The organism is Tsuneonella amylolytica, assembly GCF_003626915.1.
GTDB lineage: Bacteria > Pseudomonadota > Alphaproteobacteria > Sphingomonadales > Sphingomonadaceae > Tsuneonella > Tsuneonella amylolytica.
In genome coordinates this window covers 1874922-1888795 of sequence record NZ_CP032570.1, presented here as the reverse complement: position 1 = coordinate 1888795, position 13874 = coordinate 1874922, and the positions used below count along the sequence as shown (strand labels likewise).

At 62.6% G+C, this 13874-nt stretch carries 12 protein-coding genes; 9 read left to right on the top strand and 3 right to left on the bottom strand.

The features are described 5' to 3' along the window. Positions 1-9: 9 nt before the first annotated feature. Genes traF through D4766_RS09245 form a run of 3 tightly spaced genes read left to right on the top strand, consistent with a single transcriptional unit; the run spans position 10 to position 4921 of the window. Entirely contained in the window at positions 10-768 is a 759-nt protein-coding gene (gene traF, locus D4766_RS09255; RefSeq protein ID WP_234024943.1) for a conjugal transfer protein TraF, read from the top strand. Further along, on the top strand, positions 758-2206 hold the full coding sequence (locus D4766_RS09250; RefSeq protein WP_120717203.1) for a conjugal transfer protein TraH: 1449 nt from the start codon (positions 758-760) through the stop codon (positions 2204-2206). Before traF ends, D4766_RS09250 begins: the two co-directional genes overlap by 11 nt. A gap of 12 nt (positions 2207-2218) precedes the next feature. After that, positions 2219-4921 (top strand): conjugal transfer protein TraG N-terminal domain-containing protein, encoded by a 2703-nt coding sequence (locus tag D4766_RS09245; RefSeq protein ID WP_120717202.1) that lies wholly within the window; start codon positions 2219-2221, stop codon positions 4919-4921. 3 nt (positions 4922-4924) lie between these two features. Here the strand turns inward: D4766_RS09245 and D4766_RS09240 are convergent, their stop codons facing one another. Continuing rightward, positions 4925-5134, bottom strand: coding sequence for a hypothetical protein (locus tag D4766_RS09240; protein ID WP_120717201.1), 210 nt, complete (start codon positions 5132-5134; stop codon positions 4925-4927). 131 nt (positions 5135-5265) lie between these two features. Here D4766_RS09240 and D4766_RS09235 point away from each other — a divergent pair, with 131 nt between their 5' ends. The 4 genes from D4766_RS09235 to D4766_RS09225 all read left to right on the top strand — a co-directional run bounded on the left by D4766_RS09235 (position 5266) and on the right by D4766_RS09225 (position 7147). Beyond that, a complete protein-coding gene (locus tag D4766_RS09235; protein ID WP_325049074.1) occupies positions 5266-5874 on the top strand; it encodes a thermonuclease family protein in 609 nt (202 codons plus the stop codon). Further along, entirely contained in the window at positions 5868-6005 is a 138-nt protein-coding gene (locus tag D4766_RS13840) for a hypothetical protein (protein ID WP_162935725.1), read from the top strand. Before D4766_RS09235 ends, D4766_RS13840 begins: the two co-directional genes overlap by 7 nt. Next, positions 5945-6205 (top strand): DUF6961 family protein, encoded by a 261-nt coding sequence (locus D4766_RS14230; protein WP_407701492.1) that lies wholly within the window; start codon positions 5945-5947, stop codon positions 6203-6205. Before D4766_RS13840 ends, D4766_RS14230 begins: the two co-directional genes overlap by 61 nt. A 306-nt stretch (positions 6206-6511) precedes the next feature. Next, positions 6512-7147 (top strand): S24 family peptidase, encoded by a 636-nt coding sequence (locus D4766_RS09225; protein WP_120717199.1) that lies wholly within the window; start codon positions 6512-6514, stop codon positions 7145-7147. Positions 7148-7287: 140 nt separating this feature from the next. Here D4766_RS09225 and D4766_RS09220 read toward each other — a convergent pair whose 3' ends face one another. Next, positions 7288-10767 (bottom strand): class I SAM-dependent DNA methyltransferase, encoded by a 3480-nt coding sequence (locus D4766_RS09220; RefSeq protein ID WP_120717198.1) that lies wholly within the window; start codon positions 10765-10767, stop codon positions 7288-7290. A gap of 312 nt (positions 10768-11079) precedes the next feature. Between D4766_RS09220 and D4766_RS09215 the strand changes: the two genes are divergently transcribed. Next, positions 11080-11985, top strand: coding sequence for an alpha/beta fold hydrolase (locus tag D4766_RS09215; RefSeq protein ID WP_120717197.1), 906 nt, complete (start codon positions 11080-11082; stop codon positions 11983-11985). Continuing rightward, a complete protein-coding gene (locus D4766_RS09210; protein WP_120717196.1) occupies positions 11982-12476 on the top strand; it encodes a hotdog fold thioesterase in 495 nt (164 codons plus the stop codon). The genes D4766_RS09215 and D4766_RS09210 overlap by 4 nt, the downstream gene beginning before the upstream one ends. Here the strand turns inward: D4766_RS09210 and D4766_RS09205 are convergent. Further along, positions 12406-13866 carry an efflux transporter outer membrane subunit gene (locus tag D4766_RS09205; protein WP_120717195.1) on the bottom strand — a complete coding sequence of 487 codons (1461 nt, stop codon included), beginning with the start codon at positions 13864-13866 and terminating at the stop codon, positions 12406-12408. The two genes, D4766_RS09210 and D4766_RS09205, sit on opposite strands and share 71 nt — an antisense overlap. Positions 13867-13874: the final 8 nt, after the last annotated feature.

Genomic DNA, 13874 nt, shown 5'->3' with positions numbered 1-13874 from the left:
GGCTTGTACATGGCTGGCCCGCTGGCCGCGCAGGACGCAGGTCCCCCAACCGGTGCGGCCGACGCGCTCTACTGCGCGGAGCGCAAGCTCGGCTACTGGTTCTACTGCGTGAGGCCTGCGCCCGCGCCTCGTGAGACAGAGCCGCAGCCGCAGGCCTCGACAAGTGTCGCGGAAGAGCTCGACGCGATCACGGGCACCTTACGCGAACTGAAGGCGCAAGCGATCCTCCATCCCACGCCGGACAATGTCGCCGCCTACATCCGCTTCCAGCGCGAACAGCTCGACCGTGCCTCGCTGTTCTCCGACGTCTGGCAGCGCGCGCTGTGGCAGGACCCGGCGCTCGACTACACGCTCGAACGTCCCGTCGGCGCGCTCGCCAAGAAGCAGTGGCAGGATACCCGCGCGGCCGAGCGCGACGTCGCCATGGCCCGGCTCTCTGAGCGCTACGGCCTGTTCTACTTCTTCGCCCAGACCTGCGGCGCCTGCGAGGTCATGAGCCCGATCGTCAAGGCGGTCGCGTCACGCTGGCGCATCACCGTGCGCGCGATCTCGACCGATGGCGGGCCGTCGCGGCACTTCCCGGACTACAGTGTCGAGAAGGGCCAGCGGCCGCGCATGGGGCTCGAGCCCGGGATAACCCCGGCGGTGGTGCTGTGGGACAGCGTCGGGAAGCGCCCGATCCCGATCGGCTACGGCGTGCTCTCGGCCGACGAGCTGCAGGACCGCATCTATCTCCTCACCTCGAAGGAAGCCGGACATGACTACTAGGCTTAGAACCGTTGCGCTTGCACTGGCCGCCACGAGCATGGTCGCCGCCCCGATCTCGGGACCAGCATCGGCGAACGTCGGCGACAGCATGGACCGGTTCATGGATGACATGGGCGGGGCGGCGAACGTCACCGGGCCGACCGCCTTCGAAGGCCAGTCGGCGGGCTATTACAGCATGGGCAATGTCTGGACCCGCTTCCCGCAGAAGACGACCAACATCGCCAATCTTCAACTGCCGCGCGCGCGGGCCGGCTGCGGCGGGATCGACATCTTCGCCGGCTCCTTTTCGTTCATCAATGCCAGCGAGATGGTCGCGCTGCTGAAGGCGGTCGCCAACAACGCGGTTGGCTTCGCCTTCAGCCTCGCGATCGACACGATCTGCCCCGAGTGCAACAAGATCATGCAGGAGTTCAGCCAGAAGGCGCAGCTCATGAACGAGCTGTCGATCAACTCCTGCGAAATGGCGCAAGGGCTCGTCGGTGGCGTGTGGCCCAAGGGCGATCTTGCCGACAAGGCGATCTGCGAAGCGATCGGCAATTCCGAAGGCATCTTCACCGATTATGCCGCGGCCAAGCATGGCTGCGGTACCCGAGGGCAGCGCGCTTCGACCAACGAGAACGGCGGCGAGGACTTCGCCGACGTCAATCCCGGGGTGCCGCGCAACTACACCTGGCATGTCCTCAAGCAGAGCGCCTTCTTCAACCCCGGCGGCACCTTCGACCGCGAGCTTGCCGAATACGCGATGACCTTGATCGGAACGGTCATCTACGTGCCGCCCAAGGACGACGAGCCCGGCAGGTTCGTGCCCTTTGCGGGCGACGCCTCCTCGACGCTGGTGACAGCGCTGCTCGACGGGACGCAGGGCCAGAGCGTGCGCGTCTTCCAGTGCGACGAGACCGACCAGTGTCTCAATCCGAGCTTCCAGCAATTGAGCCTTGCCAGCGCGAAGGCGATCCGCCCGCGCGTCGCTCTGATGATCGGCAACATGGTGGAGGCGATCCGCACCGACACCGCGATCGGCGAGGCCGAAAAGGAACTGCTCCAGGTCGCGTCGCTGCCGCTCTACAAGATCCTCACCGTGCAGGCGGCGTTTGGACGCGGCATGGCGACCGATGACCGCGCAACCCTCGCCGAAGTCGCCAGCATCGATCTGCTCCATGCGATCCTCGAGCGGATCGTCTCCGAAGCCGGCCGCTCAATGGCCAGTTTCATTGCCGCCGACGAAGCCAAGCTCGCCCTGTGGCGCGCACAAGTGGCGGAGGTCCGCAGCCAGCTTGCGCACCGGCAGGCCAACGGACAGGCACGCATCACCGCGATCGTCCAGATCATCGAGAAGACCGCGATGATCGAGAACATGCTCGCCGCCTCAATGTCACCCTCGATGGCTGCGGCGCTCGACTGGTCGCGCGGGCTGCAGTCGCGCTCGATCGTACCGTAAGGGATCAAGCAAGTGGTCGAGATATTCACGGTCGGCGGCGGCGAATACATCGTCAACGTCCTGAACGCAGTCGCGGCCTGGACCGGTGCCGGCGGCTACAAGAGCCTGATCCAGGTCGCGCTGGTCATGGGCATGGCGCTGGCGGTTGTCGTGCTTGCCTTCAATCAAGACTGGCGCGCCTGGCTCAACTGGTTCCTTGGCGCGACGCTCATCTACATGTGCCTGATGGTGCCGCGGATGGACGTGCACGTCACCGACCGCGTCAACCCAAGCCTCGCTCCGGCCGCGGTCGCCAACGTCCCGCTCGGCTTGGCGCTTATGGCGAGCTTCACCAGCCAGGCCGGCGACTATCTCACCCGTTCGGCCGAGCTCGTCTTCGGCCTGCCGGACGATCTCAACTATTCGAAGAACGGCATGATCTACGGCGCGCGGCTGCTCGAGGCGACGCGCTCCCTGCGCATCAACGATCCCGAGTTCGCCGCCAATTTTGACGAGCATGTCCGGCAATGCGTGTTCTATGACATCCTGCTCGGCCGCTATTCGATGAAGGAGTTGTCGCAGAGCAGTGACATCTGGGCGACCATCGCGCCGGGCAGCGCGGCGCGCGCGCAGAAGTTCGTAACCCGACAAAGCGACGACAGCGTCACCGCCTCGATCGTCACCTGCCGCGAAGCCTATACGGCGCTCTCGAACCAGTGGGCGGGTCTCATCGACGAGATGACGCGGGTCGCGGGCCGCCAGCTCTACCCCCGCCAGACCGAGGCGCTCGCCAGGGCCAAGCTGCTGGCCGATCTGCCGGTCGCCTATCAATATCTGAGCGGCGTCACGCAAAGCGCGAGCGCGATCTTCCGCCAGGTCCTCACCATCAATGCGATGAATCAGGCGATGCACGGCTTTGCCGGCGCCAGCGGCACGACCAGCGTCGATGTCTTCGCCCAGACCCGCGCCGACATCCAGACCGAGCGGACCTATTCCTCGATCGCGCACAATGCCATGAAATGGGTGCCGATCCTCAACATCGTGCTGACCGTGGTTTTCTACGCGCTGTTCCCGGTGCTCTTCCCGCTGTTCCTGATGCCCAGGAGCGGCCCGTTGGCCCTCAGAGGCTACGTCACCGGCTTCTTCTATCTTGCCGCCTGGGGACCGCTGTTCGTCATCCTGCACATGATCCTGATGTTCAAGGGCGCGAGCGACGTCGCCGCAGCGAGCGGCAGCACCGGGCTCAGCCTGGCGACCTTTGGCGGAATGAGCGACGTCAACAGCGATATCGGCGTGCTCGCCGGATATCTCATCGCCTCGGTGCCGTTCCTCGCCGGCGGCGTAGCCAAGGGCGCTATGGCCATCTCCACCCAGGCGACCTCCTACCTCAATCCGAGCCAGAACGCGGCCGAGGAAGCCGCACGCGAGGCGAGCACGGGCAATGTCTCGCTCGGCAATTCGAACATCGACAATTCGAGCGTGTTCTCGCGCCAGTTCGCGCAAGGCAGCCTTGCGCCCAACATCGCCTATGGCGCGGGCCAGACGCGCAGCTTCGGTGACAGCGGCACACAGACCACCAGCTTCCCCGGTGCCGAGTTCGCGCATGTGCCAACCTCGAGCTATCCGTTCAGCCCGACGCTGGGACAGGATTTCAGCGGCAGGCTCTCGACCATGGCGAGCCAGAGCCGCGGGCAGAGCGAGACCTTCTCCAACCTCGCCCAGCAATCGACCAGCTCGGCTGTCACACGGTTTAACGAGATCCGCGATGCGTACACGCGCTCGCGCTCGAACGAGAGCGTCAGCGGTACCTCCAACAGCGACAGCATCGGCAGCGCATTCAGCGAGGTCGACAACGCATCGCGGACGCTTCAGCAGCAATTCGGTCTGTCGCGCCGCGCCGCAGATGACATCAGTGTCTCGTGGTTCCTCAATGGCGATGCGGGGCTTGGCCTGAAGGGTGAACGCGGTGCGGGATCCGCAACACTGGGAGTGAGAGGTGGGCGCAACCAGAGCTGGACCGACAGCGACATCGGGATCGCGTCGGAGGACCGGTCACGGCTGCTCGGCGCGCTCAGGCAGATCTCCGAGAGCCAGAGCTGGTCGACCACGCGCGAGGGCTTCCTGCGCGAGACAAATTCGAGCTCGGAAGCGCTGGTCTCGAGCAGTGCCTCGGGCCTCACCACCTCGCTCACCGAGGCGCAGAGCTACACCGTCGAAGCACGCCGCGCCGAAGAGCTTGCCAGCCGTCTGGAGAATCAGGCGAGCTGGTACGAAAGCGCCACTGCGGCGGGATCGCTCAATCTCAGCCAGGCCTACCGCGAATGGGGCATGGCCGAGATTGAGGCCAATCGAGACTATTACGGCCCGGTGCACTTCGATGACATCGAGTTCCAGATGAGCGCGCAAGGGCAGCAGTTGCAGGCGCGCTTCGTCGAAAGCTATGCGGATCAGCTGCATGGCGAAATCGCCGACGAGCTTGTCCTGCCTCCTTATTCGCCGGTCTCACGCCCAGATGTGAGTTCACAAGGCGATGTCCGCGGTTCGGTAATGCTCGGAGTGTCTCCAAGTACGCTGTCAGACTTGTCCGGAGAGGGCGAGGAGATTGAACGTGAAGTCGAGCGAGCACAAACTCGCGGTTCTCAGCGACTGGATCGTGTTACTGACTATCTAGACGGTCGCACCCGTGATGCTCGGGGGGCCTCAGAAGAAGCGGCTGACCAGGTCAAGAAATGGTGATCACTAGAGAATTACGTCCTGCACGATCACAAAGGCTGCGAATGCTACAAGGGCTAGGAAGATCATGATTAGCTTGAGACGCCCCCAAGGGTCGGCCCAGGTCTTCTTCCAGGTGTAAGCCGTCAATCGGTTCTCGGCGATGGCTCGATCGACCTCGGCAAAGCCCTGCCAATCCTGCCCACCGGCGTTCCGGGATTTGTCTGGATCGCTCATCGACCATCTCCTTCACAAACCAGCGCCGCCCATCTCCGCTCTCCTGAAAGAAATTGGGAGAGGAGGTGCCCGCATCTTAGCACAAAAGCTTCGGAACTACGATATGCAGGACTTGGCTCGTGTCAGCGGTGATGGCAGACAATCAGAATGAAATGCGCGCTCCTCATCGCGACCTGCCTGGCCTGGGCATGATGTTCCGGCGCAGATCAAACAAGCAGTGCGACAGCAAACCGAGTGCGCTGATCTTCGACTTCCGCCAGGAGTTACGTCGGCAGAAGCGGACGAAGCGCCGCTCGCTCGCGATGCTTGTTGGAGGTGGTCTGCTGGCGGGAGCTATTGGCGGGCTCGTCGGAACCAATTGGCCGGCGAGTATAGCTAGCGCGCAAGCCACAGGGGCGCATACCTTTGCCGTGTGCGGCACGATCCGAAAGACGTGCGTGGTCGATGGCGACACGATCTGGCTCGAGGGCGTGAAAATCCGCATTGCCGATATAGACACGCCGGAGATTTCCTCGCCGAAATGCAGCGCCGAATACGAGAGAGGAATTCGTGCACGGGATCGGCTTGTCGTGCTGCTCAACGGAGGCGAGTTCGAACTGCGCCCGATCGGAAACCGCGATGAGGACCAGTACGGACGCAAGCTTCGCGTCATAATGCGAAGCGGCCGGTCATTAGGCGATCAGCTCGTATCGGAAAACCTGGCCCGCACCTGGACCGGTCGGCGGGAGTCGTGGTGCTGATGCGCGATTGGCGGACCGACGAAGAGCGCGCCGAGGACGAAGCGAACGCCTGGAAACTCCATCTCGAAGCGTGGATAATCGGGGCCGCGATGCTGTTGGCGATCGCAGGCGCTATCGGTTGGCTAATGTGACGCTTACCCGAGAACAGGAATTGTGGGGCATGGCGCTTTGGGTTGAGAAGGCACACGGCAATCGCGGGCCCTCTTTCATTGCCGAGAGAATAGACGCGCTTTCTCGATCCGGTGAAAAGGACGGGGCTCGCCTGTGGCAGGAGGTTGCTCGCCGCTTTGACAGTCTCGCGGACCGGCAGAAAGACGATCCGTCCTCGTAAGCCCTTTGCCTTCACTGCCGCGTTCGATCCGATCGAGATAGGCATTCAACCGTTCGAGAGTGCGTCGTCTGGGGCGCCTCCCCATTCTCAGGTCGAGCACGAACCTCGGGTCACCGACTGCGCGGCGGCCGAAGCGTGTCGCGGAAATGCGGTGCTTGATGAGGTGTATCTCGATCCGGTCCAACAACGTCATCACTCCTAGCCTCGACTCACATCTTCCTTGCGTTCCTGTTATGTTCCTACTAGGAAGAATTTTGCGAGTCTAGGAAGAATCCTATACCCGACGAGAAACGTAGAGGACTGACCATGGAGAATGTCAGGGAAGAGCTTGACCGGCTGATCCAGAAGCACAAATACGGTTATGCATCGATCTCGAGGCTGCTGGGGCGCAATGCCAGCTACATCCAGCAGTTCATCAAGCGAGGCTCGCCCCGCAAGCTCGACGATGAAGACCGCAAGATCCTGGCGAGCTTCTTCGGCGTCGATGAACAGGTTTTCGGTGGCCCGGCCAACGTCGTTTGGGACGGCCTCGTGGAAATCCCCGTGCTCGACGTCGAGGCATCCGCGGGTTTTGGCGCAGTGGCGGCGAGTGAGACTGCACAAACGCGCTTCGGGTTCGATGAGCGCTGGCTCCGTAGTCTGACGTCGGCAAAAAGCGCCAGCCTGTCGATCGTGCGCGTGATGGGCGACTCTATGGAGCCCACGCTCAGCGACGGCGATGAAGTGCTCGTCGATGCGTCCGATCATGCCTCGCGGCTCCGCGACGGAATTTACGTCCTTCGCGCCGATGATGCACTTGTGGTGAAACGCGTCGCCATCAAGCCGGGAGGCAAGCAGATTACGATCGCTAGCGACAATCCCGCATACCCGACCTGGAGCGACATGGACCGCTCAGAGGTACACGTGGTGGGGCGGGTGATCTGGTTTGGGCGGGCGCTCTAGCTTGTACGGCAGGATGGGCCGGAACCGGCCGGTCTGACGTTGGCTCACGATCCGGAAAGCCAGCCCTTCGCAGCCTCCGCTTGAAAGATTGCCCACTTCGGCTCTCCTGATCGGTTAGCCGCTATGTGGGTAGGGACGGCTCACGCCGCGTAGCGGCCATCCTGCAGTTTGCGCACCCGGCCCATGCCCGCCAACGCATCGAGCACCGGCACCACCGTGGCCGCACGCTTGCCTCTGAAAGCCCGCGCGATTTCTCCCGCACCGAGGGGTTTCTCAGCGCGCGCGACCACGCTCGCCACCACTACCACCTGCTCGGGCAATGCCCTGGGCCATTCGAGGATCTCGATGCCTGGCTTTTCCGCTTGGGGCAGCGCCAGCGCCGCCTGCTCGACTGGCGCGACATATGTGGGTGCCTGGAATTCAGGGCGAAGCCAGCGCACCTTGCCCTTTGCTTCCTCCGCCGCCCGCTCCTTGTTGAGCGCGACGAGCCGGTCTAGGATTTCCTCCTCGCTCAGGTCGGCCGGCCAGCGATAGGCCTCGGCCACCCCCGCATCGATCTCTTCGTGGTATTGCCGGATCAGCGAGACGCAGCCGCGCCCCACCACGTCGCGATCCTTGTCGGACAACACCTTCGCCGCCGCCTCGGCAGCGCGCAGCGCTTCGAGCGCGTTGTAGAGCTTGGTCAGCGTGAGGTCCTCGTGCCGCGCGAGCACGTCCTTGCGCAAGGCGTCGAGCTTTTCGGCGGCGTCGCGGATGCGGAACTTGAGCGTTTCGTCGGAGGGGTCCGGGAAAGGAAAGGGATCGAAGCACATTTCATTCTGGTAACGAGGATCATCACCCGCGCCTTGTCTCCCGCCGGCGCGTAACGCCCAGAATTCGTGAATGCGGCTGGAGAGGACTGCCAGAATCCAAGCGTCGTCTGACGCCACTGCAATTACAGACCCATCGATGATGAGTTGGCGACTCTCTACGAACGTGAAGATGGGGTGCGTGTGAGTCTCGGAGGTAACAATGTAGCGCTGCAGGTCTCGGGTCGAGGCCCGCAGGCGCGGCCTGGGTTCTACGAAACGCCACCACTCTTCACTGTACGCTTCACGATCGTTGTGATCGCGCTCGGGCTTTACGTAGGTCAAAAGGTGATCATAGACTGTCGGATAGTTCCGCTTCACCTCGTCCTCAGAAAAATCAAAGAAATCCAGAGCAAAAATCCAGGCGCGAAGTTCACTCACGTCGGTTCCCGCGAAGACCCGGGGCATCCGGTCCAAGGGGACGCCCTCTCGCTCGAAAGCGTCGCGACGAGCTGAACTTATTTTGAAGCCTTCGCCGGACATTTTTACGCCCATCCAACAGATCTTGGAGTTGGACTTAAGCGCTGTTGCTGAAGCCACTTGCGGGCCGATAGTTAGGTCAACATTGATCCGTCCCATCCGAGTGTCAAAATCTAGATAAGTTGTGCCACTCCGCCGGCTCTCGGTTTTTATTGTCCACAAACAGCCTGCGCTGTCGCCGGCTGCGCCAACGGTCATCGCAATTCGCACCGAGGCAGTCGTCTCTTGATCGTGCCAGGGATGATTGGGGATTGCGAATTTAAGGTGGATCAGACGTCCACGATCCTTCTCAAGGTGCTCACGTAAGACCGAACGGTTGCTAGGCTGCGCGATCGTCTTGGTCGTTATTAGTCCGAAGCGCCGCACCTTCCCTATGCCGACAAGCATCGCGGACCGTGCCCACCAATAGGTCACAAAGTCGATTTCGCCGGAGAGATCGTTGTAGGCCAACCGCAAGGCGTCCACGTAAGGCGAACTAAGTCGCTTACGCATCCGACGGCACCCGATGAAAGGAGGATTGCCGATTATGAAATTGGCGTCCGGCCATCGCGCCTGTCTTGGCTCGATGTATCTATAGATCTCCGCGCGCGCCGACTCGTCTGGGATCAGCCGATTTGTCGACGCTTGGCGCTTCATTGTAGTGCCGTCCCAACGCGTAACGGGCCGATTTTGATCGTCGCGAACTAGCTCGCGCCTATCCCACTCAATCAGCGCATCCCTGCACTCGATGGTCTTCACGTCGCGCAGCACCGGCGGCTCCGGCATTCGATCCTCGCCGTTCACCCGGAAGTGCCATTGGAGATAGCCGATCCACAGCACCAGCTGGGCGATCTCCGCCGCGCGCGGGTTGATCTCGATACCGAGGAAGTTCTCCGGGGTGATCGTGTGGCCGGACAGCTCGGCAAGGTAGCGCTCGTCGCCTAGTTCCTCGAGTAGCTCGAGCACTTCACCTTCGAGCTCCTTCATCCGCGCCAATGCGACGTAGAGGAAATTGCCCGTGCCGCAGGCGGGATCGAGCACCTTGGTCTGCGCCAGCTGCCCGTGGAACGCCTCGACGAGCCGCCGCGCCTTCTCCCGGTCGCCCGCCTCGGCCGCTTCCATCGCTGCCGTGCGGGCGCCAAGCCAGTCCTCGCGCAGCGGCTCCATGATCGTCGGCCCGACCAGCCGCTCGACGTAGGCGCGCGGGGTGTAATGCGCGCCAAGCTTCGCCCGCTCCTTTGGGTTGAGCGCGCGCTCCAGTAGAGTCCCGAAGATCGCCGGCTCGACCTGCCGCCAGTCAGCCTTGGCCGCCCCGAGCAGCACGTCGATCTCACCCGTGGTCAGCGCAATCGCCGTGGTATCCTTGAACAGGTAGCCGTTGAACCGGCGCACGGTCTCGCCCGCTTCGCCTAGCGCGCCGGTAAAGCGACCTTTGTCCATCGCCTTCCAAAGATCGGTGAGTTGCGGCGGCAGGTTCTCGGGCCGGTCGCGCACCTTCGCCAGCAGCGCACTGAAGCTCTTCTTCGGAATAAGGCGCGTGTCCTCGGCGAACATCGTGAACAGCAGGCGCATCAGGAAGGCGGCAACGCGGTCGGGGTTCTGCTCGCGCGCCTCGATATTCTTGGCCAAAGCGGCGAGATGGTTGGCCACCTCGCGCGTGACGCGCGCCGCCTCGGCTGAAGGGTCGAGCGACATGGGGGCGGTCCAGATCGCCGCCAGTCGCGTGCGTACGTCTTCGTCGCGCAAGTCCTCCAGCGTGATGCGGAACCGCCGGCGGTCCGGGAACGGGACGTAGGGCCGCCCGTCGCAGGCGAAGTTGGCATAGACGTCGATGCAATAGCCGATATCACTCACCAGCAGGAACGGTGGCCAGCCGTGACCTTCGGGAAGGGCACGGGCATAACCATCGGCCTGGCCGGCAGCGCGCAACATGGCGCCAGTCCATTGCTCAGTGCCGCGCTTCGCCATGCCGCGCTTGAAGCGCTCAGCGGCGGTTTGGCCGAAGAGGTCGCGCAAGGCATCGCCCCGGCCCTCGTCCACTGCGTTGGCGTCTGCAGCGCTGCCCTGCTTAGCTTCGAGGATGAAGCAGTCACGCTTGTAGAGGTCGATCCAGCCATTGGAGGTAGTACCGTCGATCTCGGCTTTTACCACGTGGCGCTCGAACACGTAGTCGTTGCGCACGGTATCGCTCTGCGTCGGCTGCGGCTGGTCGACGCCGAGCAGCGCACACAGGTCGGTCACGAACAGCTGCGTGTTCGCGCGCTCATTGCCCCCTGATACCTGCCACTTTGCGATGAATTCGTCAGCGTCCACGTGCCCTCCGTGAGCATATTGGGGGTAAGCGTCGGAAAAGAAAAGGGCTGCCACCGACGGCGATCGGCGTAGAGCGTCGCGGCTGGATTTGGGCCGGAAGCGGAAAGGCAGCTTTTATATCTTTGAGCGGATTAAGCGGACAGCGACTGCTGACCGAATCGCAAGCCGGTGCATTAGAGAATGGTCTGGAGAAACCCCTCTTGGCATAGACTTTTGCCGTCGTTGAAACGCCCTGCAGGACAGCCAACACGGAGCCGAGAGCCACAAACTAAATCGGTTTACTATTTAGCGCGCCTTTCCTACCATCCAGAGATGGCGAGAGAAACCTTTACGATTGAGGGCGCAGGCGCGATTTCTCTTACAGCCGAGGCTGAGGGGGATGCCTACGCTAAACCCGTCCTTCTTGCGCACGGCGGCGGGCAGACACGGCGCGCGTGGAGAAGGGTGGTCAGCGAGCTGGCTCAAGCCGGCTTTCGCGCAATCGCCTTCGACATGCGCGGTCACGGAGACAGCGATTGGTCGCCATGCGGAGCTTATGAAATGCGCGACTTCGCGGCGGATCTGGTCGCTGCAGCGTCGCGCCTGGACCAGAAGCCAGCGCTGGTCGGCGCTTCACTGGGCGGGCTCGCTGGACTGATTGCCGCAGGGGAGCTTGCTCCAGGTAGCTTTGCTTCACTCACATTGGTCGACATTGCCCCGCGCATGGAGCCCAGCGGTGTGATGCGCGTGGTTGGTTTCATGGAAGAGCATGTCGATAGCGGCTTCGCCTCACCAGAGGAGGCGGCCGACGTGATCGCTCGCTACATGCCGCATCGTCCCAAGCGGGGCGCGAGCGATGGTCTGAAAAACTATCTGCGGCAGAAGTCGGATGGGCGCTTCTATTGGCACTGGGACCCGGTGTTTATCCGTAATATAATGTCAGCCAGACAAGGCGACCCAGACAGCCAAGAACGTCAATCGGCAATGCTGAGCCAAGCTGCGGCGAATCTCACGCTTCCGCTTCACCTCATCCGAGGCGGCTCTAGCGATCTTGTTTCCGAAGAGGCCGTTTTGCATCTGCGACAACTCGCCCCCCATGCAGAATACACCGATATTGCCGATGCCACGCACATGGTCGTGGGCGATGCGAACGATGCCTTCTCCGCCGCTATCGTCGATTTCCTAGGGTGCCATCACTCATCCGATACGGCTCAGCCACAGGGGACGAGGGAGCTATGATCGATCGAGAGCGCTTGCAGGAAATGCTGCATATCGCGCCGTTTCACCGATGGCTTGGGCTGGAGATTGCGACATGCTCCGACCAGTCAATCGCGATCACCATGCCATGGCGCGAAGAGATCGTGTCGAACCCTATGATTGGGTCGGCGCATGGAGGGATCCTGGCTTCACTGGTCGACCTCACCGGGCTTTATACTCTGCTTGCCGGGGGCGTCGCGGCGAGAGCGACGGCCGATCTGCATGTCGATTACCACCGTCCTGCAACCTCAGGACCTCTCACTGCTCACGGACAGATCGTGAAGATCGGGCGACAGATTTCGGTGGCCGAAACCCGGGTTCTCGAGCCCGACGACAAGTTGGTCGCCAGCGGCAGGGGCGCCTACTTCTCGTCAACCGGATCACTTGATCAGCGCGGCGGGACTATTGATCTCGAACAGGCTCTTGCCACCCAAGGCCCAGCGACTTCTGCAGCGCGATCCACGCCAGCGTAAGGGCACCTTTTGCCCGGACGAGGTCTGCTGAGGCCTGCTGCTGTTCTCGCAGGGCCCGGTTGAGGTCAGCCTTCGAGATCGCTCCTGCGGCAAAACGTTGGCGGTTCAGGTCCGCCGCGCCGTCAGCCTGCTTCTTGATTTGCATACTGGCAGCGAGCGCAACACGCTGCTGGCCGAAGCGAGCCAAGGCACGTTCGGCGTCTTGCAGTGCCAGAAGCACCGTCTGCTGGTAATTGGCGACTGCTTCGTTGCGCGCCGCCCCGGCTTGGTCGATCGCAGCGTCTACCCTGCCGAAATCCAGAAAATTCCACTGGAGGCGCGGGATCGCGAGTGCGGAGAATTCGCCGACATCGACAACGTCGTCCAACGAGGATCCGCCGAGGCCCAGGATCCCTGTGAAGGACAATTTCGGGAACCGCGCCGCCTCGGCCACCCCGATCCGCGCCGTCGACGCGGCAAGAGACCGTTCGGCCGCCCTTATGTCAGGCCGACGCGCCACCAGGCTTGCCGGATCGCCAATCGCGACCTGCTCTGGCGGCATGGGAATGGAGCGCACAGTCGTGAGCGCTGCATCAGCTGATCCCGGCACCTGTCCGGTCAGTATAGCGAGCGCATCAGACAGGACTGCGATATCCGCTTCAGCTTCGGCAAGTTGTGACTTGAGCACCTCCAGTTCGGCATTCGCGGTGCCTACCGGGAAAAGCGGCAATGCACCGCGCTGATAGCGTTGGTATGTCAGCGCCAGGATCTCTTCCTGCAACGAAATCTGCGCCTCAAATTGCTCTGCGCGGAATTGGGCCTCCCGCAAATTGACGTAGGTGCTGGCCACTTGGGCAGTCAACTGGACCTTTGCGTCCTCTGCATTGGCTACCGTTGCAGCAGCTTGGGCATTGCCGGCCTCAATACGCCTGCGCGAGCCACCGGCAAACTCCAGCTCCCAGTTCGCGTTAAGGCCCACATTGTAAAAGCTGAGCGAGTCATCGGTTTCTGCGTCAGGATTGGTTTGCTCTGACGGGGGGGGCGCCCCGCCTTGAAGGTCGAGACCAGGAAGCCGGCCCTGCACGGTAGTGGCCTGTGCCCCAAGCGTTGGCATTCGACCCGCACGGTCTTGCCTGATGGATGCCCGTGCCTGAGCAATGCGCGCCTGCGCTGCGGCGAGCGAGGGGTTGCCGGACAGCGCAGCCTCCACCAGCCGCGTCAACTCGGGATCGCCGAGCAGCAGCCACCATTGAGCGACAACCGGATCAGATGCGCTCACATCGCTGCCAGCGCGCACAAAGCGAGCGCCCGTGTCTGCTGACACAACTTCCGGGGGGCCTGCATAATCGGGCCCTGCCGTGCATCCAGCTAGCAAGGCGATAGTGACAAGCGGAGGTAGCAAGTGGCGCATAATCTCGG